Source organism: Pyxidicoccus xibeiensis, assembly GCF_024198175.1.
GTDB lineage: Bacteria > Myxococcota > Myxococcia > Myxococcales > Myxococcaceae > Myxococcus > Myxococcus xibeiensis.
The window spans coordinates 856458-878246 of record NZ_JAJVKV010000004.1 but is presented as its reverse complement, the minus strand read 5'-3'; the positions used below and the strand labels follow the sequence as shown (position 1 = coordinate 878246).

Genomic DNA, 21789 nt, shown 5'->3' with positions numbered 1-21789 from the left:
CGCTGGATGAAGCCGACGCCCCGGCCCGCGCTCGCGCCGGCTGACCGGCTGGAATCGATGGCTGCCATTGATGGCTCCCGGGGTCCGATGGCAGCCATTGGCCGCGCCACTTGGCGCGCGCCCGGGTCCTTCGCGCATGGTGCTCCCCGCGCTCGACGCATGGATGCGTCGTGATGAGCAAGGGAAGACACGCTTGAGACCTTTGATGAGAAGCACGTCGGGAGCCAGCCGGGGCCTGACGGTGGGAATGGCCATGTTCGCGCTGGTCCTCGGGGCCTGCGGAGTGGATGGCATGGAGGGAATGGACGCTCGAGGCCTGGAGCAGGGGGAGGCGGAGCCCCAGGCGCTGAGCGAGCCCGCGGTCTGTACCCGGGGGGCCATGCCCGCCACCGGAGCCATGCCGACCCTGAGCGAGTGGTCCGACTCCAACGACAACAACCGGTGTGACGGCGCGTGGGTGTACCGGGAGAACGAGTCCTGCGTCAGCCTGTCCGAGTGTGGCTGCAAGACCGCCGCGTCCTGCACCAGCTGGAAGAACGGCATGGACCCGGTGCTGGCGGTGGTGACACCCAGCTTCACCATCCCGGTGGAGATGCGCAAGGTCTGCGAGAGCCTGGGCAACTGCGATTTCGTGGAGGACTGGCCGAAGACGCAGGCCAACTGCAACGCCAAGGTCAGCCCCGAGGTGCAGCGCCGCAAGGACCTCATCACCACGGAGCAGCAGGCGCACGGGCTGTCACCCGCGGGCCAGTTCCTCCACCTCGTGACGGCCGTGCCCAACTCGCTGAGCCTGGTCGACCTGGGCAACGGCAAGGCGACGTGCTCGTTCAAGGTCAATGTGCCGCGCGCGAAGCACGCCACCAGCCTGGCGGTGTGCGGCTGCCAGGCGGCGAACAGCTGTCAGAACGACACCTGCGCCGCGAAGCCGACGCCGCTGTACTCGGCCGTGGGGCTGTCGCTGAACGGCCTGCGGAGCGTGGTGCCGGCCAAGGTCCTCCATGAGGGGAGCTTCGCCCCCTCCTGCACCACCGGCGAAGCGCTGAGCGGCAACCCGGCCCTGCGCTACTCCACGCTGAAGAGCTCGGAGCAGAGCGTCCCCGCCACCCGCACGGATGCCCTGAACGCCATCCGCCGCACCATGATGATGATGTACGAATTTCACGGCGGCAGCCTCAGTGACGCCGACCGCGCGGATGCCCGGGCGAGGTACCACACCTACAACTCCCTGGTCCCCGCTTGCGGCACCACCCTCGCCACCTGCAATGCCTTCAAGTCGGCGCGCCCGGACGTCGCCGCCTCCCTGCAGCGCTGCGCGCGGCTGCTGAGCACGCACGTCAAGGCGGTCTCGCTGGTGGCGGCGGAGCTCCAGGAGTGCCTCGAGGTGCTGACGCTCAACGTGCGCCCCATCGAGTTCCCCGCGCACTTCAACGCATGCCAGCCGGCGACCCCCACGGCGCCGCACTACTTCGACGAGGTGCAGGAGCTCTACGGACGGCTGTGGGAGAAGCAGCTCAACATCCCCACGCCTCCCCAGGGCATCGAGGCGAACACCGTGAAGGCCGCCCGCCTGGAGAAGCTCTCGAGGCAGCTCTGGTCGCTCGACTCGACCGAGTACAACTCCGTCCTCCTGCGGGCGTCGGACCCGCGGCTGACTTCGGACCAGAAAGAGGCGCTGAATGCCACGCGGCTGACGAAGCTGCTGGAGCGGTGGAACGAGCAATGGGACAAGCGCTACGCCCTCACCGCACCGTTCATCTCCGCCCTGGACGGCACCGACGGCAACGTGCTCGTCACGGAGCTGTCCAAGGGCCGCACGCAGGCGCACAAGGCCGCCCAGGAGCTCGCCCTGGGCCTGTTCACCCCGGTGAGCGCCGTGTGGCGTGGCACGGCAATCACGTCCGTGCCCACGGATGGGGACGTGCTCAACGCGATGCTCGGGGACGCCCTGCAGCCTCTCGCCACCCGGCTGGATGAGCTCTCGACGTTCCACGACTTCTCCTGCTCCCTGCGCGACTGCCGCTCGGAGTCCACGCCGCTCAGCCAGACGTACCGTCTGCTCGCGGGGCTGAAGGCCGCCCCCAACGCCGAGTTCGCGGCGGCGCTCGCGGGCGCCACCACGGACCTGTCCGGCTGGCGCCCCGTGTTCGCGAAGCTCGCGGAGCAGGGAGGGCTGTGGGACGTGGCGATGTGGATGGCCCTGCCGGAGGTCACCTCCGCCAGCCCCAACCTCGACGGCGTCCGGCCCGCGGCGCGGCCGCTCGTGCAGCTCATCCTGGACGCCGGCCAGCGCTACCACCAGTACCAGGTCGAGGGCGTCTTCGTCTCCAGCCCCACGCTGCTGCGCACGGGCCAGCACGAGGGACTGCGGGACGAGCTGGTCCAGCTGATGTCGCAGCAGAACCAGCAGCTCATCCAGAAGCGCGACCGGTTCAGCGCGGACATCATCGCCTTCGCCCGGGAGCTGATTGGACAGACGTCGGAGGCGGGCAACCTGGAGCGTCTCCGGAAGCAGCGTGAGCAGAAGACCCAGGAGCACGAGTTCCTCACCGCCGACCGCAACGGCCTGACGGCCAGCGCCGCCGCCGAGGAGGTGCGCTTCGGCACCCTCACGGACGCGCTGACCCGCATCGAAGGCTCGCTGAGCCAGAACGAGTTCGTCGACCTCGCCGACAGTCAGACCTTCTTCGTCTCCGGCGGAGACGCCCGCTACCCGGGCACCGGCGCCCCCGACCTCACCCAGCTCGGCGTCGGTCCGACGGTGCAGCTCCCCGCCGGGCGGTTCCTGTCGGTGCTGGTCGACCCCGCGAGCCGGTGGGCGCCCACCTGTGCCCTGCGCTCGGCGTCGTTCCTCAAACCCTCCGGTGGCAACACCCCGGTGGCGGGTGCGAGCGAGGCCCTCATCGGTCCCGAGGGCTACTCCCTGACCTTCTCCGACGACACCTACCAGGCGAGGTCCACCACGGACTCCCGCGTCCTGTCCGCCGGCGTCAGCGTGAGGTCCGAGGTCTGCGTCGGGAGCGGGCCCATCGGCGAGGCGGGAGGCGTCGAGGCCAAGGCATGCCTCGAGGCCCATGCCGGCGTCGAGTGGTCCAAGGGCCTTGGCCATAGCAACGAGGACAGCCAGCGGGCGTCGGCCGCGTTCGCGCTGGGGCTCCGCCTGAAGGACACCCCCTTCAAGGAAGCACCCGTGGGCGCGCTGCTCGCGGTCGTCATCGACAACGCGACGAACAAGGTCACCGACTACCAGGTGGTGCGCGCGCCCGCGACCACCGTCTTCGCGCCGGGCAACTCCCGGGTCGTCTTCGTCGTCAACGACCGGACGTGCGCGACGCCCAACACGGTGGGCCGGCTCAAGGTGACCGTCAACACCGTGACGACCGTCGGTGCCGTGGCCCCGTATGTCATCATTGCCATGTCCGAGGTGCTGACCGCGCAGCGCTTCCAGGTCGGGAACTACGTGAACCAGGGCCGCCTGCTGAGCAGCGAGTCGAGCCTGCTGCGGAAAGAGGCCAACCAGAAGCTGTCCGAGAAGCTGGCGCCGGCGGGCGTCACCCTCGGCACGCTCCCCGAGCCGCTCACCACGCTCTTCGATAGCTTCCTCGAGAAGGAGATAGTGAGCATCGAGCGCGCCGTCGAGCTCCAGGACCTGGAGCGCAAGCTCGTCCTCATCCAGCTCGAGCTCCAGGCGATGGACTTCGACATCCACGCCGGAGAGCAGGGCGCGAAGCTCCACGAGCTCATCATCGACCAGATGGTGCGCGACATGGACGGCCTCTACCTGCGCGAGAAGTCCACGGAGCTCATGCGGCGCACGCAGGAGTACCTGCTGCCGGCGCTCCGCATCTGGTACCCCCGGCACCTGGCGCAGAAGCTCGGCCAGCCGCAGGACTCCGTCTTCAAGAAGGCGCTGGGCGAGCTGTCCAACACCATGCCCGTCGATCAGGCCGTGCTCGACCTGGTCACCCCCGCCACCACGGTGGTGAGCGAGCTGATGCTGGGCTTCACCGATGCGCCCTTCGGGAACGTGCCGGACGGCCAGGACGGCTACTTCGTCCGCGTCAGCTTCCCCCGGCCGGGCCTCTTCGAGCCCAACCCGCTCGGCACCTTCTTCGGCTCCTCCTCCAGCACCGTGGACGGGGTGCGTGCGGCGCTCTTCTGGGACGCGGTCGACGACCAGGGCCTGGCCCCCGTCACCATCACCCCGGAGGACATCTACGCGAGCCTGTCGCCGCAGGGGATGCTGCCGTGCAACGAGAGCACGCCGGTCATCCGGCGCATCGGGTTCTACTTCGGCTCCGACAGTGGCGCGGCATATCCCCAGGCGGACCACATGAACGCGCTGGGCCGGCTCCTCAGCGGCTACGCGCCCCGGCAGCAGTCGTTCCTGACGGAGGTGGGCGAGCTGCAATACCAGCTCGAGGCCGACTCTCCCTTCCGGACGGTGGGCGGCAGCGTGTTCTATGGCCTGACTGGCGCGGCCAACACGGTGCTCACCTCCAAGGTCTATGACCCGTCCCGCCCGCTGGGGCTGTCTCCGTTCGGCACCTTCCACCTCGACTTCACCCGGGTCCAGCTGACCGTCGGGAAGGGCGGCTGGAACGACCCCACCTACGGCACGGGCCTGGCGCAGGCGAAGGAGTTCGTGGTGGTGATGGAGCTGGACTCCAAGCGCAACTTCACCCCGGCGGGAGTCCCCGTCTGCCAGGGCCTCACGCAGCCGCCTCCCGGGGTGACGGCGCCGTAGCACGAAGGCTCTCATCGCAGTCACCTGCAACAGAATCGCGGAGGCCCGTCGGTGAACCGGCGGGCCTCCGTTGTCGTTTCCGCCGTCTGACCACGCCGCGGGCAATGGCAGCCATCGACCCAGGCTCTTGGCGGACGCACCGGGCTCCGGGGCACTGTCGCCGCCTCTTTCAGAGGAGCAGCGGAGATGGATTCAGGGAAGTGGAAGTCCAGGCTGGGAAGCGCGCTGGCGGCGGTGGCGTGTGTCCTGGGGATGAGCGGTCCGGCCCATGCGCAGCAGCCCTTCCAGGACCGGCTGGTGCAGCCGCCGAGCCTCGCGGGGCCCACGCGCGCGTCGCTGGCGGGCTCGCTGTCGGGGTTGGCGTTCGGTCCGTCGGAGCTGCACCGCGGGGCCTTCGCGCTGTCGCTGCCCGGCAGCCTCCCGGCGGAGCGCGGCGCGCCGCAGGTGGGCGTGCTGCCCGGCTACTCGGCGGACACGGGGCTGACGGAGTGGGGCGCGGGCTGGGACGTCGCGCTGAGCGTGCGGCGCTACCGCGCCCTGGGCGAGGTGGACTACGCCGACGACGACCTGACGGGGCCCTGGGGCGTGCTGCGCAAGGGGAGCGACGGCGCCTACTACCCCGCGAGCGGAGACCGGTCCGTGCGCGTGGTGCTGGAGGCGTCCGGCGGCCTGCGCGCGGTGACGGGCGAGGGCGTGACGTACCGCTTCCTCCCCTCCGACAGCGTGACGAACCCGCGCGGCACCTACGCCTGGTACCTGTCCGACGTCAGCGACGTGAACGGCGCGCGGACGGAGCTGACGTATGTCCGCAATGCCTCCGGCCGGCCCTTCCTGTCGCGCGTGCGCTACGGCGGGCTCGGCACGATGCCCCGGCAGTACGAGGTGGAGTACGTCCACGAGCCGCTCGCCACGCCGCTGAGCGACTACCGGGCGGGCCTCCGGCAGGTGCTGGACCAGCGCGTGCGCGAGGTGCGCGTGAAGGCCCTGGTGGGGACGGAGTACCAGCTGCGCTCCACGTACGTGCTGCACCACACGCAGGCCACGCTGGGGCCGGCCTTCTACCTCACGCAGGTGGAGACGGTGCTGCGCGGCGGAGAGCGCGCGCCGGCGGTGCGCTACACCTATGACGAGGACGGCGCGTGGCTGGCGGGCGCGGCGGTGGAGCCGCTGCCGGGCCTGGACCCGTACCTGACGAGCGCGGGCGCCGGTGGCCTCTTGCCCTCGGTGATGACGGCCACCGACGTGGACGCGGACGGACTGGTGGACTTCGAGCACCACCGGGAGAACGTGCTGCTGCGGCAGACGGCGCCGGGCCAGTTCGCCTTCGAGCCGCTGCCCGCGCCCACCGGAAGCGAGGACCCGCTCTGCCGCCGCGCGCCCTCCGCGGCCAACCCGCCCCGGGTGCTGGCGCGCACCAGCGCCGGGGTGGACGAGCCCCGGGTGGTGGTGGTGGCCCCGGTGGGGGCGATGACGGAGGTCCGCGTCTGCGACCGCGCCGGCCAGCAGCTGTCGCTGGGCAGCTTCCCCGGCGGCTGGCAGCTGGACGCGCGCACGCGCCTGGTGGACCTGGACCGCGACGGGCGCCCGGACCTGCTGCGCGTCTTCAGTGGCGGCTACGAGGTGGCCTCCAGCTCCAGCGACATGGGCGGCTGGGTGAAGGAGCCCGGGGCCAGCCTCACGCCGGGCATCAGCGCGCTGTCGGCCTGGGTGCATGACCTCAACGGAGACGGCGTGGCCGACCTGCTGGCCGCGCATGGCTCGGGCGTGGTGGTGTGGAGCGGCATGGGCGGGCGGCGCTTCGAGCCGAGCGGCAGCCAGCCGTCCTTCCGGCTCGCGAACGGCACCGCCTTCCAGGCGTTCGACAACGCGTCCTTCTCCTTCCTCGACGCCAACCGGGACGGCCTGGCGGACATCGTCCTCACCCGCAACGGGACGACGCTCTTCTTCATCAACCGGGGTGATGAGTTCCGCCAGGTGGCCGTCCCCGGCCTCACCCAGCTGACGGCGGGGGCGCTGCTGCCGCTGTCGCTGACGCTGTCAGGCTCGGGTGAGGAGGAGCTGCTCACGGTGTCCGGCGGGCACGCGCGGGCGCTGCGGCTGACGCGGCCCTCGGTGGGGCTGATGCTGTCGGCGGATGACGGCGCGGGCACCGTGGCCCGCTTCGACTACGCGCGTGCGGCGCCCGCTAAGGGCCTCCACCAGCGGCCCGTCGTCCTCCAGGCCCTCACCGTCACGTCCTCGGGAGACGAGGCCCTCACCCATACCTACGACTACGGCCAGCCCCGGGTGCACTCGCTGGGCAAGCACCTGGTGGGCTTCGGCACGGTGGCTCGCACCGGCCCGCTGGCCTCCGAGACGCTGACGCTGCACCACGACGACGACGTCTCCGGGCTCGTCCTCTCCAGCCGGAAGACGGATGCGCGCAACCCCGTGGAGCACTTCAGCGCCTCCACCTACGAGGAGGTGCTCCACCAGGGCCTGCGGCTGCTGCGGCCGCGCACGCAGACGAAGGGCGTGTCGGGGCCCGCCGGCGCCAGCCCCTTCTCCTCCACCACGGAGTACCTGGCCTACGCCCGGGGCACCTGTCCCACCCATGTCCGGGACACCTCGCGCCATGGCGTCCTGGAGACGCGCACCACCCTGGCCTCGCCGTCCGGACTGGACGCGGAGCTGCACTGCCTGCCGGCCACCCAGCGCCTCGCGGGCACCCACGCCGACGCCTCGCTGGACTTCGCCTACGAGCTGTCCCTCACGTACGACGCCCTGGGACGGATGAAGAAGGCCACCGCGCCGGGCCCTGACGGCGCGCTCGTCCTCCAGGAGCTCTCGCACGACACGGCCGGACGGCTGACGCGCGTCAGCGTCCCGGGACATGGCGCCACCGAGCTCACCTGGGACAACGCAACGGGGCTCCTGTCCCGCCTCGTGGGGCCGGAGGGCGTGGTCACCCACGTCCTCGCGCGCGACGGCGTGAGCGACCAGCTGCTGGGGCTGCGCACGGAGCGCGGCGGCGGCGTGAGCCACTCCACGTTCTTCCGCTACGACGGGCTGGAGCGGCTCTCGAAGCAGTGGGACGACCTGGCGGGTGGCACCGAGCTCCAGCCGCTCGTCGCATACACCTATGCGTATGCCACGGAGGCGAAGCCGGCGCGGCTGAGGACGGCCACGCGGGTGAATGCCGCCTCCACGCGCGACATCCTCTCGCTGCAGACGGCCTTCGGGCATGAGTCCCTCAGCCTCCGCTGGACGCCGCTGGGCTGGGCCACCTCCGAGCTGAGCCGCGTCCGCCGCGCCCAGGGCGAGACGCGGACGTACCGGCGCGCCTCGCTCGGCGCCGACGCGCGGCCCGAGCTGCTCACCTACGCGGACCTGCTGCGAGGCGCGAGCGAGCTGTCCTTCGCGCTGACGGACGGCGGCGGGGGAGAGCACCTGGAGCAGGACCTGCTGCAGACGGGCGTCACGCGCCGGCTGGCCACGACGCGCTCCGTGCGGGAGCAGGCGCTGGTGGTCGTCACCACGGAGAATGCCCGGCCGCCGTTGCTCGAGGCCTTCGACGAGGAGGGACAGCTCCTCTGGGCCAGGGACACCGAGGGCCACGTCACCTCCGCCAGCTACGACGCGCTGGGACGCAAGGTGGCCGTGGGCCTGCCCGGGGGGCAGCGCCAGACGCAGCGCTTCGACGCCTACGGCCGGCTCGCGCGGGTGAGCCGCCCGGGGGTGGGGGAGACCGTCTTCCGCTACGACGCCGCGACGGGCCTGCTCGTCGGCAAGGACTTCCTCACGCCCTCGGGCGGGGTGGAGCGCCGGCTGGCGCGCACGCTGGACGCGAAGGGCCGGCCCACGGTGGAGACGTACATGCAGGTGGCCACCGGTGCCACGCGCACGTACCGGTACGACTACGACGGCGTCATCCCGGGCGAGGCCACGGTGCCCGGGCAGCTCGGCTTCCTGTCGCGGGTGCGCGGCGACGGCTACGAGAAGCGGAGCGTCTACCGCCGGGACGGCCGCGTCCAGACGACGACGGTGACGGTGCCCGGCTGGCGCAGCGTGCAGCAGGAGCACACGTACCACGACGACGGCTCGCCCCGCGGGCAGACGTGGGTGGTGCGCGACGCCGGCGGCGCGGAGGTGACGCGCTTCCACAAGGAGGACGCGTACGACGCGGTGGGGCGGCTGGAGCAGGTGTCGCTGAACGCGGTCGGCCTGGCCCGCTTCGGCTACGACGCCGAGGGGCGGCTGGCCTCCGCGTCGCTGCGGGGCGGAGAGACGCTGACGTACGTATTCGAGCCCCAGACGGAGCGGGTGAGTGGCTACACGCTCTCCCGGACGGGGCTCACGCGCGGCGTGCGGTGGGACTGGAGCGACCGGGCGCTGCTGGACGCGGAGACGGTGGCGGTGGACGGCGCGGCGCGGACGCTGACCTACGGCTACGACGAGCGGCGCTTCCTCACCTCCAGCACCGACAGCGTCGCGGGCAGCGCCAGCGCCGGTGCGTCCGCCCTGTACTCGTACGACGCCGCCGGGCTGATGACGGCGGTGGGCGACGTCGCGGGGCTGCGCGGCGTGTCCGGCACGGGCCCCGGCGGGCCGGCGGCGGGCGTCCCCTATGTGTACGACGAGCAGGGCCGCGTCGTCCGCAAGGGGGACCTCGTCCTGGGCTACGGCCCGGATGGACACCTGGAGCGCGCGGAGCGGGGCACCCGGTCCTGGCGCTTCGTCTACGACGAGGACGGTCAGCGCCTGGTGAAGCGGGAGAGCGGCGTGCCGGTGGCGGCCTACGTCGCGGGCGCCTACGTGACGGCCACCTCGGTGGTGGTGCCGTACTCGATTGAGGGCCACATCGTCGGCGTCATCGAGAACGGCGTGTTCCGCTCCGTCCTCACCGACAGCCGCGGCACCGTGCTGCATGACGGCACGGCGCTCAACGTGGCCACGCCGTACGGGGTGCGCGACACCGGCACCGCCGTGAGCGCGGCCCTGGACTACGCCGAGCGGGGCTACGACTCGGACCTGGGCACGGTGCGCATGGGCGTGCGCGACTACGACCCGTACCTGGGGCGCTTCCACACGCCGGACCCGCTCATGCTCTCGTCGCTGGAGCCGTGCGCGGACTCGCCGCTGGACTGCAACCTCTACGGGTACGCCCGCAACAACCCGTCCCTCTTCATCGACCGGGACGGGCGGCTGCCGACGCTGACCCAGGTGGCGAGCTCGTTCGGCAAGAGCTTCATCAACCGGGGGAAGGAGACCGCCCAGGGGCTGGGCAGCCTCGCCGCGTCACCGGTCCGCGTCGGCAGCGCGGTGCTCGGGGGCCGCTGGAGCGAGGTGGCGGACGCGGGCAAGAAGCACGCCGTGACGATGTTCATGGCCCAGCCCGTCCCTCAAGCGGTGGGCCTGGTGGTGTCGGTGGTGCGCGGCGCCATGGAGGTGGGCAGCGCCGTCAAGAGCGGTGACGGAGAGAAGGTCGCCGCCTTCGCGGGGCGCGGGACGTTCGACGCGGCCATGATGGTGGCCGGCCCCAAGGTCGGCAAGGCCGCGGGGGCCGTGGCGCTCCCGAGCCTGAGCCGGGCCGCGGTGGCGGTGAAGCGCTCCGCCGCCGTCGTGCACTTCGAGGCCCTCCTCGCGAAGAACACGGCGACCTTCAAGTACTACCAGCACAAGGTGGGCAAGGTGAACGTCTCCAGCCCCCGGAACGGGGCGGTGTTCTACTCGGCCCCTGGCGCCCGGGCACGGGCGGAGTCCTTCGTGGCCGAGCACCCGGGCAAGACGACGCTGGAGCTGACCCCGGGAGGCAAATGGCTGGATGACAAGCACCTCTTCGCGAAGGGGAGCCCGCTGTCACCCACCCAGTCCCTGGAGCTGTGGAAGACCCTGTCGGAGCGCTTCGCCAACGGTGCCTCGGGAGTGTCCATCGGCTTCGTGGAGGGCGCCTCGAAGGGGAGCATCTTCAACACGGTGGAGTACCCGGCCCTCCTGCGCAATCCCAACGTCACCAACGTCATCACGGGTGGTCACTGAAGTACCGTTGCCATCCATTGGCCATTCCGATGGATGGCATTGCCCCCGCGCGTTTGCGCTCTCGCCGGGGGTGGATGAATCTAGACATGTCCTCTCGACGCAGCCGTCGGGCCGGCGGTGGGTGTGCGGGAACGCGCTTCCTGTCGTGAGGACCTCTACCGACCTGCCGCCTGTCACGGGCGTGCGGCGGCGCCCGTGAACACCGGGCGCCGGCCGCGCGCCGGGGCATGCGCGCGGCCGAGGAACCATGAACGACATGAGATACGCGATGAAGCAGCAGGGAACGTGGAATGACAGGGACACACGCGCGCCGTGGCAGGCGTGGGTCCGGCGCCGTACGGGCACGCCGCTGCTGGCCTGGGGCGCGCTGACGCTGTCGGTGCTCGCCTGCGGTGGGGGCGAGGTCCGCCCTGGCGGTGAGCCCACGCCGGAAGCGCAGGTCGACGCGCCCGCCATCGCGGTGTCCGACGCGCCGGGGAAGGTGGACTGCACACACCGGGGCAGCGGCAAGGCGTACGAGGTGGGGCCCAACCAGGCCTATGCGAACGTGGGCGACGTGCCGTGGGAGGCGCTGGGGCCCGGGGACACGGTGCGCATCCACTGGCGGCCGGAGCCCTACCGCGAGAAGGTCATCATCGCTCGCAGCGGCACGCAGGCGCAGCCTTTGCGCGTGTGCGGCGTGCCCGGGCGCGAGGGCGCCAGGCCGGTGCTCGACGGGGACGGCGCCACCACGCGCCCGCAGCTCGGGGCGCTCTTCGGCACCTACCAGAGCTGGAGCCTCCAGCAGCGCGGCATCATCGTCATCTGGGCCCCCAAGTACGGCGAGCGCGTGGAGCACGTGCACGTGGAGGGACTGCAGCTCCAGGGCATGGTGCGCGCGCCCTACCGGCGGGCGGACCTGACGAAGTTCAAGGACTGGGACGGCGCGGAGCGCACCTATGACGAGAGCGCCGCCGCCGTGCGGCTGCAGCGGGCGCGCAACGTGGTGATTCGGGGCAACTTCTTCACCCACAACCCCAACGGCATCTTCACCGCGAGCCAGTCCTACGAGGAGAACCACATGGTCCGCGACGTGCTCGTCGAGGGGAACGTGTTCTTCGAGAACGCGCTCACGGACACGTACAACCGGCACCAGGCCTACCTGCAGGGCACCGACTTCGTGGTGCAGTACAACGCCTTTCGCAGCCCGGTGCCCGGCTCGGGCGGCAACTGCCTGAAGATGCGCACCGCGGGCGACGTGGTCCGCTACAACTACTTCGAGAACGGCGCGCGCTCGCTGGACATGGTGGAGCTCGAGGACCACATCGAGCTCATCGCGCCCTGGCAGTACGCGCGCTACCGTGAGGCGCTGCCTCCCGCGCAGCTCCCCGTGGTGGACGCCCTGCAGCCGCTCAACTGGCTGGGGTACCAGGCCAGCTACGTCTACGGGAACATCTTCGACCTGCACGGGCCGGACGCGCCGTCCAACCCCATCCACTACGGCTTCGACAACAGCCCGCTGGACCGCCGGCCGGGGCGGCTCTACTTCTATTACAACACCCTGGTGGCCCGGACGGACCCGCAGGACACGAGCACGGTGCGCCTGCTCGACTGCTGCTCGGACAATGGCGACTACTACTATGGCGAGGAGGCGCAGCTCATCGACGGCGTGCTGTACTTCGTGGCGCCTCCCATCAACGGCGGCCCGCCCAAGAACTGGGGGCCGATGACGCAGCCGGTGGCGGAGCAGTGGCCGCAGATGCGCGCGTACAACAACGTGGTGGTGCTCTCCTCGCGCACCGCGGGCAGCCCGCGCTCGGACTTCGAGCTGACGCGCTGGCGCGCGGACCGGATGCTGCTCGGGCGCAACTTCATCACCACCGGCTGGGACGTGCAGGACCTGGACAGCAGCAGCACCAACCCCGGCTACGGCCAGCGCCCGCTCCCGGAGGACGAGAAGATTCTCTACCCCGGTGGCAACGTGGGCCACCACGTCGAGGGCGCGCAGAACGTCCTGACGGACGCCGCGGTGCCGCTGGACCTCGCCACCTTCGCGCCGCTGGCGGGCTCGCTGCTGAAGGGCGCGGCCCTGCCACTCCCGGCGGAGGTGCCGCCCGAGTTCGTGCCGCACTACCAGGTGTCGCTCGACTTCAACCGGCCCGACAGGCTCGTCGTCTCCGAGCGGCGGAGCCTGAGGACGCTGGGCGCGGTGGAGTAGGGCCCTTTCGTCGGCGCGGGCGGTCTTGAAGGGGGCGCCCGCGCCGGCGGCCTGTCACCCGGGCGATACCACGCATAGAAGGCGTCTATGGCCCCGCCCTGGCGGTCGGCCGCGCCATATGCTCCCTTCACAGGGCGGCCCCTGAGGGCCCACCCCGGGTGATGTTCATGGACTTGACGCATCTGCGCTACTTCCAGGCGGTGGCCGAGGCGGGCAGCATCACCGCCGCCGCCCACGTGCTTGGCATCACCCAGCCGACGCTCACGGCCGCCATCCAGCAGATGGAGAAGCGGCTCGGCACCAAGCTGCTGTTGCGCGGGCGGGCGGGCATCCAGCTCACCGCCACGGGCGAGGCGCTGCGGCGGCATGCCGCGGCCGTGCACGCCCAGCTCGACCAGGCCGAGCAGGAGATTCGCGCGCTCCAGGACGAGGAGGTGGGCAACTTCGTCCTCGGGTGTCACGAGTCGCTCGGCGCGTACTTCCTCCCGTCGTTCCTGCCCGCCTTCCTGCGGGCCGCGCCGCGAATCTCCCTCACGCTGTGGAACGGGACCTCCAGCGGGGTGCGCGACGCGGTGGTCGAGCGCAAGGTGCACTTCGGGCTGGTGGTCAATCCTCGCCCCCACCCGGACCTGGTCTTCGTGCCGCTCTTCCATGACGCCATGGATGTCTTCGTGGCGGCCGAGGGCGCGCCCCCGGAGGGTGACGAGGACGGTGCGCATGCGCGCCTGGCGGAAGGGCCGCTCATCTACGCGCCGAGGGTGCTCCAGTGCCAGGAGCTGCTGGAGCGACTGGCGGCGCGCGGGTTGCTGCCCGAGCGACTGCTGCCGTGCGGTGACCTGGAGCTGGTGAAGAGCCTCTCGCTCTCCGGGCTGGGCGTGGCGTTGCTGCCGCGCCGGGTGGCCGCCTACTGGCAGCAGGGCCGCCTGCGCCGGCTGCACCCCTCGCTGCCCTTCTTCGAGGACACCATCACCCTCGTCTACCACTCGGATGGGCACCGCACCCGCGCCGCGCGCCGACTGAAGGACGCGCTGGTCGAGCACGGGCACAAGCTCGAGGCCGAGCTGGCCACGGGCTGATGCAAGACGCGTGAGGGTCCTTCCCAGCCGAGCTGCTCGGCCCGAGCCACCCTGGAGAGTGGAAGGAGCGTTCCTTCCGCCGCGCGGCCCGCCTGGCCCGGACCCAGGCGTGGAAGGAGCGTTCCTTCCGCCCCGCGGCCCGCCCGGCCCGGACCCAGGCGTGGAATGAACGTTCCTTCCGACCGGGCATGACTCCCGGCGGGCTCATGCGGCCGCGCTCCCGGGCCTCAGGGAGCGGCGCGCGCGAGCCACGCGGCGAGCTCGCCGCGCACCCTCGCGCCCGTGAGCTCCGGTGCGGCCTGCCGGGCGAGTGCCAGGGCCCGCGTGCGCTCCGCCGTGCCGCCCGTCGCGTGCAGTGCCCTCGCCAGGTGGAAGCGCGTGGTGGCGAGCTCGGGCCCCTGGTGCACCACCGCCTCGCGGAGCCGCAGCGCCGCCTCCAGCGCGGCCACCGCCTCCCGCCCCTGGCCCAGCGCCCGCCGAGCCTCGCCGAGCGCCTCCAGCACGTCTGAGCGATTGGGGTGGTCTTCCGGCAGGGCCTCGCACAGCCGCAGCGCCTCACGCAGCGTCCGCTCCGCCTCGGCCGCGCGTCCTGCCTGGAGCTGCGCGAGGCCGAGCGTCGTCAGGGGAATGGCCACGCCGGGGTGCGACTCTCCTTCAGCCTCGCGGGTGGCGGCCACCGCGCGCTCCGCCATGGCGCGCGCCTCGTCCGTGCGCCCCAGCTCCACCAGCACCTCCGCCACCGTGTTGCGCGCGGCCCCCACCACGGCATGGCGCGGCGTGTGCGCGGCCTCGATGAGCGTGAGCGCCTGCTGCGCGCTGACGAGCGCCTCCTCGGCCTTCCCCTGTCGGTTGAGCGCGAAGGCCAGGCCGCGAAGCACGTAGCCCACGCGCGGGTGCGACGCGCCGAAGGTGCGCTCCAGCACCGCCACCGCCAGCTGGCGCTCGGCCACTGCTTCCTCGAAGCGGCCCTGTCCGGCCAGCGCGTATGCGAGCTCCGCCCGTCGCTCCGCGGCCTGCAGCGAGCCCTCGCCGTGGGCACGCACCGCGCGCGCCAGCGCCTCGCGCATCCAGCCCTCGGCCTCCTGGAGGCGGCCCGCCATGAAGTCGATGCGGCCGCCTGCCCGGAACAGCGCCGTGGCCTGGGCATCCGCGCCCGGCCGCCGTGCGAGCAGCGTCCGGCCCAGCTCGAACCAGTCACGTGCCTGGCGCGTCTCGCCCAGGTGGCTGCCCAGCACCAGCGCGAGGTGGGAGACGATGTCGAGCGCCAGCACGTCGTCGTGCGAGCCGAGCGCGGCCCACGCGGCGCGCTTGAGCAGGGCACGGCCCTCGTCCTCGCGCCCGGTGTCCACCAGCAGGTAGCCCGTGACGTAGGCCAGCTCCGCGTCCCGCGCGGACACCAGCAGCGCCCCGGCCTCAGGCGCGAGCGGCAGCAGCTCGGCCAGGCCGTCCGACGGTCTCCCCGCCGCCGCGAGCGCCCGAGCCTTCGCGAGCGCCGCGCGCTCGGGCTCCGACGTCCGCGTCCCTTCCTCCGCGCGCGCCGAGCTCCGCAGCGCCTTCGTGTCCATGCAGGAGGCGAGCGCCGGCAGGCCGGTGGCCGCCATGCGCGAGGCTTCCACCACGCGCGTGTCCGCCCGCATCAGCACGTCCACCAGGGCCGCCAGGTCCTGACGCCTGGCGCGAAGGCACTCCCCCTGCAGCGCCAGTACCGCCGCGTCCGCGTCGTGCGCCTGGCCCACGGTGCACACCGCCACGCGCTGCTCCGCCCAGGCGCGCCCGTACGCATCCAGCGCCGCCCGGGTGGAGTCCAGCGTCTCCCGCGCATAGGGCACACCCGAGCCGAGGAAGGCGCGCTCCATCGCCTCGGCCCTGCCCGGGCCCCAGGCCGCGTCGAGCTCCACCCGCGCCTCGCGCCGGCAGGCGGCCGCCCGGTGCGCCTCCTGATAGCCCGGCAGCCCCGAGGCGAGCATCACCCCCAGCACCCCCGCCATCACCGCCCCCACCACGAGGGGCCTCCGCGTCAGGGGGCTCGGCTCCAGCGCCTCGAGCAGCGCGTCCATGGAGGCAAAGCGCCGCTCGGGCTCCGGCCGCAGCGCGCGCAAGAGCGCCCGGTGTACCGGGTACGTCAGGCGTGCCTCGGGCGGAGGTGGCGCCACCCTGCCCAGGCGCACCGCGCGGTACAGGTCCGACGGCGTACGTCCCTGGAAGGCGGGGCGCCCGCACAGCGCCAGGTAGAGGCTCGCCGCGAAGGCGAACTGGTCCGCGCGCGCATCCACCGGCCCGCCGGGGAGGTACTGCTCCGGCGCCATGAAGCCCGGTGTGCCTTGAACGGCCTCGTCAGCACCGCCTCCGGCCCACGCGGGCGGCGCGAGCGGCGCCTCGGCTCGCGGGGCGCCTTCGGGCAGGGGCGCCACCTCGCCGATGCGGGCCACGCCGAAGTCCACCACGCGCGCGCGTCCGTCGGGGCCCAGCACCACGTTCTCCGGCTTGAAGTCGCGGTGGATGATGCCGGCGGCATGCGCGGCCGACAGCCCCCGGCCCGCCTGGGTGAACAGCCGCAGCACCTCGGACCGGGGGTGGGGCCCCGCGCGCAGCCAGGCCCCCAGCGTGAGGCCCTCCACCAGCTCCATGGCGAGGAAGACGCGCCCCTCCAGGTCGCCCACGTCGAACACCTGCGCCACGTGGGGGTGGCTGAGGCGGGCCATGGCGCGCGCCTCGCCCAGCAGCCGCTCGCGCGCGCGGGCCCGGGCCTCCGCGTCCCCCTGGTTCGGAGGCCGCAGCAGCTTGAGCGCCACGCGCCGGTCCAGCCGTGGGTCGAACGCCGCATACACCTCGCCCATGCCCCCCACGCCCAGCCGCTCCAGCACCAGGTAGCGCCCGAGCTGCGCGCCCCGCGGCAGGCTGGGCGGGGGCGGCGGCACGGGCGCCTCCCACGACACCTGGGTGTGCAAATCTCGCGTCAGCCGCAGCGTGCTGGCGGAGACGTAGGCCTGCGTGCAGCGGCCGCAACCGGTGAGGTGGTCGCTGCACGCGTCCGCCTCGGGCCGCGGCAGCTGGCCGCGCACGAGCGCATGTACGACGTCGTCGGAAAGACAGTCCATGGGCACCGGCGAGGGATTTCTCCAACTGCGCCGGACACGTTGCCAAAGGAGGACGGGGAGGGGGCCATCGGCCGTGGCGATGTGACGCATCGACCGCGCCGATGGGAGCCCCAGCCCGTCCCCCCTGCACCCGGCCGGGCGGACTCCCATCGCGCGCAGGGCGGGGAGGGTGCGAAGCTGACACCCGCTTCATTAGAGGAGCGGTTGAACTCCGGGAGTCCGAATGCCCTTCTTCATCCCAGTCGCGGTGGGTGGCCTGGTGCTGACGGCGCTGGGGCTCGGCGTGAAGCGGGTGCTGGAAGAGGTGGCTCCCGCTTCACCGGAGGAGGCCCGGGTCCGCGAGGCGCGGGAGCGACACGCCGAGGCGCTGGCGGCCCTGCGCGCGGCCCGGCTGCTGGTGAGAGAGGGCCTCGTGGCCTGGGGCGCGCGCCAGTCGTGCGTGCACACGGAGGTGGCGCTGCCCTTCCGGGAGCTGCTGGAGCGGCTGGAGCGCTGGGGCCACGCGCGGGCCGACGAGGTGCTGGACGCCGGGGCGCTGGAGGCGCTGCGGGCGCTTCCTCCGGCCCCTTCCGCGCGCGCGGACCGGCGCCCGTGGCCGCTGCTCGGCGTGGGCGCGGTACCGCCGCCGGAGCTGCTGCCCGTGCTGGCCTGGCTGGACCGGGGCTGGCTGGACGAGGACGCGCCGCCAGTGGTGGTGGACGGTGCCTCGCTGTTCGAGGCCGCCGCGCCTCGGGACTCCCAGGCGCCGGGCACTCCGGACGCGCGGGTGCGCGCGCTGGACGAGGCCGCCGGGGTGCTGGCCCAGGCCACGCGCTTTCTCGAGGAGCTGCGCGCGCGGCTGGTGGCCCGTGAAGCCCGCGTGGCCGCGCTGCACGGGCGGGCCTCGGTGCAGCTGACGTACCTGGACGCCTCCAGCTTCGAGGAGGACGGGCCGGAGCCTCGCGAGCGGCTGCTGCGCCTGGCCGCGCTGGTGGGCCGGCTGGGCGTGCTGCTGCGCGCGCCGGTGCTGGGCGTGGACGGGCGGCTGGCGCCGGCCCCGCCGGAGTCTCCCGACGACGAGGCGGCACCTCACACGTAGCGCCCGGACGGAGCGCCCTCGCCGCGGGCCGTTCCTCTAGACGTAGCGCTCGGCGAGCCGGGACACCTGTCCCGTCGCCTGGGTGACGGCGGTGGCCGCCTGCTGCGTGGTGTCCAGGTGGCGCAGGGTGTCCGTGGTCAGCTCGTCCAGCTCACGCACGGCGGCGAAGAGCTGGTCCACACCCTGGTGCTGCTGGGACATCGCCTCGGTAATCTGGCGCACCGCGCTCGCGGACTCCACGGACAGCGCGGCCAGCTCGCGCAGCCGCTCGCCGCTGGTGCGCAGCGGCACCAGCGCCTTCTCCACGCCCTCGGCGCCCTGGTCCGACATCACCGTCGCATGGTGCGTGGCGGAGGCCATGTTCTCCAGCAGCCCGCGCACGTGGTTGGTGGCCTGGATGGACTGGTCCGCCAGGTCGCGCATCTGCCGCGCCACCACGCCAAAGCCCTTGCCGTGCTCGCCCGCGCGCGTGGCTTCAATCGCCGCGTTGATGGCGAGCATGTGTGATTGGTCCGCCAGCGCCTTCACCACCTCGGACACGCGGCCCACCTCGCGGGCGCGCTGCTCCAGGTCCGTCATCTGGTCGTGCAGGCCGGCGGCGATTTCGCGGATGGAGGCGAGCCCCTTCTCGGTGCCGGCCAGCGACTCCTCGCCCAGCTTGCCCACGGAGGCGGCGCGCTCGGCAACCTGGAGGATGCTGCTGGCGCGCGACGCCGTCACGAGCGACGCCTGCTGGATTTCCTGCGCCGTGGCGCGGGCCTGGTGCAGCGCCGCGGCCTGCCGCGACAGCGTCTGGTTCTGCTGGGTGCTGGCCTGCGACAGCCGGGTGCCCGCCTGGGCCAGGTCCCCCGCCGACGTGCGCAGCGAGCGCGGCAGCTCCTGGAGCCGCTGGTACAGCTGCCACGTCTTCGCCGCCAGGTCGCCCAGCTCGTCCGTGGACACCCACTGCGGCGGCGCGGCGCGGCCCTCCACCAGCGCCTCCAGCGACGCGCCCACCGCCCGCGAGCCCTTCGCCAGCCGGCGGGCCGCCCAGGCCGCGGTGAGGATGGAGCCCAGCGCCGCGTAGCCTCCGAACATCACCACCGGCATCACCAGGTCTCGCTGGAGCGGCTGGATGGTGGCCTGCACGCGCCGCGCGGCCCCCGCGTCTCCCTGCTCCTGGATGTCGGCCGCCAGCGTGCCCAGGCTGCGCTCCAGGCGCAGGTGCAGGGTGACGATGCTGGTGAGACACGTGACGAGCAGCGCGGAGACGACGGTGGCCGGCAGCAGCCAGAGCTGGCGCGCGGCGAAGCCTTCCCCCGCGGGCTTCGCGCTGGGGGCGCGCTGGTACGCGTCCAGCACGGTGGGCATCATCACCTGCTCGTACACCATGTACATCAGCGGGCAGCTGAACAGCCCCGCGCTCACCGCCACCGCCACGCCCACCAGCACCACCGACGGCGGCCGGTCCAGCAGCACCGCCACGCCGCCGTTGAAGAGGATGCCGCCCAGCGTCCACGACACCATCGCCTCGACGAAGGCCAGCTGGGCCGGGATGCGGATCAGCCGCTCCACCCGCAGCGGCCCCTCCTGGCTCATCGCGCGCCGCAGCAGCCAGGGAATCACGAGCAGCGGCTGCGCCACGGCGCACAGCCCCAGCACCAGCGGGGTGATGACGCCCAGGAAGATGCGCAGCTCGTGGTCTCCCTCCAGGTCGAGCAGCTGCATGTCGACGTAGAGCGCGGGGGTGAAGGCCACCGCGGTGATGATGGAGCGCGGCAGATACAGCCGCCGGAACAGCGCGCCGGGGGACGGGAGCGAGGTGGTGGACATCGGGGAGAGCTGTCTCCGGGTAGCAGTCACCCCAGCCTGCGGGCTGGCCCGCCCCCCGTCAATGTCCCGGTTCACTCCGGGTAATGGCGCTCATCTTGGAAGTGCCCGCAAATGGGCGGAACGGCCCATGTTTCAACGTCTTCCACACCGCTGCCGGCTGCCGCGCGTGAAGCCTGCGCACAAGAAAGCATGAATTACCCGGCTGGTTCTGGAGTGCGTGCCTCGGGGGTGGCTTGCTGCGGCCGCATTGAACCGAACCCAGGACTGAAGGGGTACCTCCATGAAGCAGTCTTCGAATGGGCTTCCGCGCCGCGTGCGCATGCAGTGGATGGTGGGGCTGGCCACGCTGGGGCTGGCGGGCTGCGGTGAGTCGCTGGAGTCGCCTGTGTCCGAGGCCGGGGCGCGCGAGCCCGTGCTCACCTATGAGGCGTTCCGCGCCCAGGCGTGGCGCGAGCCGGACACCGGCATCTACATCGTCGACGGGGACACGCCGGTGGTGGACGAGGCGGGGCTCCGGGCGCTGTACCAGGACTACGTGCGTGGTGCGGACGGCGAGGCCGTGGGCACGGAGCGCGCGCCGCTCATCGTCAACCGCTTCAACGGCGCGGATGACCAGTGGGGCTACACGCGCCAGCGCAACATCCCGTACTGCGTGAGCACGGCCTTCGGCGCCAACTACAACACGGTGGTGCAGGCCATGGCCCAGGCGGCGGCGGCCTGGCAGCAGGTGAACGTGCGCTTCCAGCACCGCGGCGACCAGGACGGCGCCTGCAACGCCACCAACAACAACGTCGTCTTCGACGTGCGCCCCGTCAGCGGCCAGCCCTACCTGGCGCGCGCGTTCTTCCCCTACCAGGCGCGCGCCACCCGCAACGTCCTCATCGACGCCACGTCCTTCGGCAACACCGCGCCCTGGACGCTGACGGGCATCCTCCGCCATGAGCTGGGGCACACGCTCGGCTTCCGCCACGAGCACACCCGCCCGGAGGCGCGGACCTGCTTCGAGGACAACAACTGGCGCGCGCTGACGGCGTATGACGCCGCCTCGGTGATGCACTACCCGCAGTGCAACGGCTCCAACCGCGGGGACCTGAGCCTCACCGCCACCGACGTGGCCGGCGCGCACGCCGCCTACGGCCCGCTGGCGGACGCCAGCTTCGACACCGCGTTCTACCTGAACAACCACGGCGACCTGCGCAACGCCTTCGGCGCCACCAACTGGGCGGCGGCGCAGTCCCACTGGGCCACCGGAGGCATCCACGAGGGGCGCCGCGGCGCGGCCCACTTCGATGCGCCGTACTACCTGGCCGTCCACCCGGACCTCCAGGCCGCCTTCGGCCCCACCAACTACGCCGCCGCGCGAGACCACTGGCTCACCGCCGGCATCGCCGAGGGGCGCCGGGGCTCGCGTGAGTTCGACGTGCGCTACTACCTGGACGCCCACCCGGACCTCCGGGCGGCCTTCGGGACGAACTACGGCGCGGCCCTCAGCCACTGGCTCAACGCGGGCCTGTACGAGGGCCGTCGCGCCTCGCCGGAGTTCGACGTGGGCTACTACCTGCGCGCCCACGCGGACCTGATGGCGGCCTTCGGTGCCACCAACTACCCGGCCGCCATGGACCACTGGATTTTCGCCGGCCGCCACGAGGGCCGTCGCGGCGCGCCCTGACGCCGCTCCACGCCCGGCAGGCAGGCGGGCGGGCCTCCGGTGCCTGCACGCCGCCGCGTGGATGACCACCTTCATTGACGTCAACGACTCGAGCGAA

The 21789-nt window shown here is 72.5% G+C and carries 8 protein-coding genes; 6 read left to right on the top strand and 2 right to left on the bottom strand.

From position 1 onward, the window contains the following. Positions 1–205 precede the first annotated feature (205 nt). The 4 genes from LXT23_RS21465 to LXT23_RS21450 all read left to right on the top strand — a co-directional run bounded on the left by LXT23_RS21465 (position 206) and on the right by LXT23_RS21450 (position 14035). Positions 206–4744, top strand: coding sequence for a hypothetical protein (locus tag LXT23_RS21465; RefSeq protein WP_253982084.1), 4539 nt, complete (start codon positions 206–208; stop codon positions 4742–4744). Positions 4745–4930: 186 nt separating this feature from the next. Further along, complete coding sequence (locus LXT23_RS21460; RefSeq protein WP_253982083.1) at positions 4931–10762, top strand: RHS repeat-associated core domain-containing protein; 5832 nt, start codon at positions 4931–4933, stop codon at positions 10760–10762. A gap of 247 nt (positions 10763–11009) precedes the next feature. Then, complete coding sequence (locus tag LXT23_RS21455) at positions 11010–12959, top strand: hypothetical protein (protein WP_253982082.1); 1950 nt, start codon at positions 11010–11012, stop codon at positions 12957–12959. A 167-nt stretch (positions 12960–13126) separates the two neighbouring features. Continuing rightward, positions 13127–14035, top strand: coding sequence for a LysR family transcriptional regulator (locus LXT23_RS21450; RefSeq protein ID WP_253982081.1), 909 nt, complete (start codon positions 13127–13129; stop codon positions 14033–14035). Between the two features lie 227 nt (positions 14036–14262). On the opposite strand, the gene LXT23_RS21445 is transcribed toward LXT23_RS21450, so the two are convergent. Beyond that, on the bottom strand, positions 14263–17133 hold the full coding sequence (locus LXT23_RS21445) for a serine/threonine-protein kinase (RefSeq protein WP_253982080.1): 2871 nt from the start codon (positions 17131–17133) through the stop codon (positions 14263–14265). A gap of 223 nt (positions 17134–17356) precedes the next feature. On the opposite strand from LXT23_RS21445, the gene LXT23_RS21440 reads away from it, so the two are divergent. After that, positions 17357–18211, top strand: a complete 855-nt coding sequence (locus LXT23_RS21440) for a serine/threonine-protein kinase (protein WP_253982079.1) — start codon at positions 17357–17359, stop codon at positions 18209–18211. A gap of 36 nt (positions 18212–18247) precedes the next feature. On the opposite strand, the gene LXT23_RS21435 is transcribed toward LXT23_RS21440, so the two are convergent. Beyond that, a complete protein-coding gene (locus LXT23_RS21435) occupies positions 18248–20023 on the bottom strand; it encodes a methyl-accepting chemotaxis protein (RefSeq protein WP_253982078.1) in 1776 nt (591 codons plus the stop codon). A gap of 280 nt (positions 20024–20303) precedes the next feature. On the opposite strand from LXT23_RS21435, the gene LXT23_RS21430 reads away from it, so the two are divergent. Further along, entirely contained in the window at positions 20304–21692 is a 1389-nt protein-coding gene (locus LXT23_RS21430) for a M57 family metalloprotease (RefSeq protein ID WP_253982077.1), read from the top strand. The last annotated feature ends 97 nt before the right edge of the window (positions 21693–21789 follow it).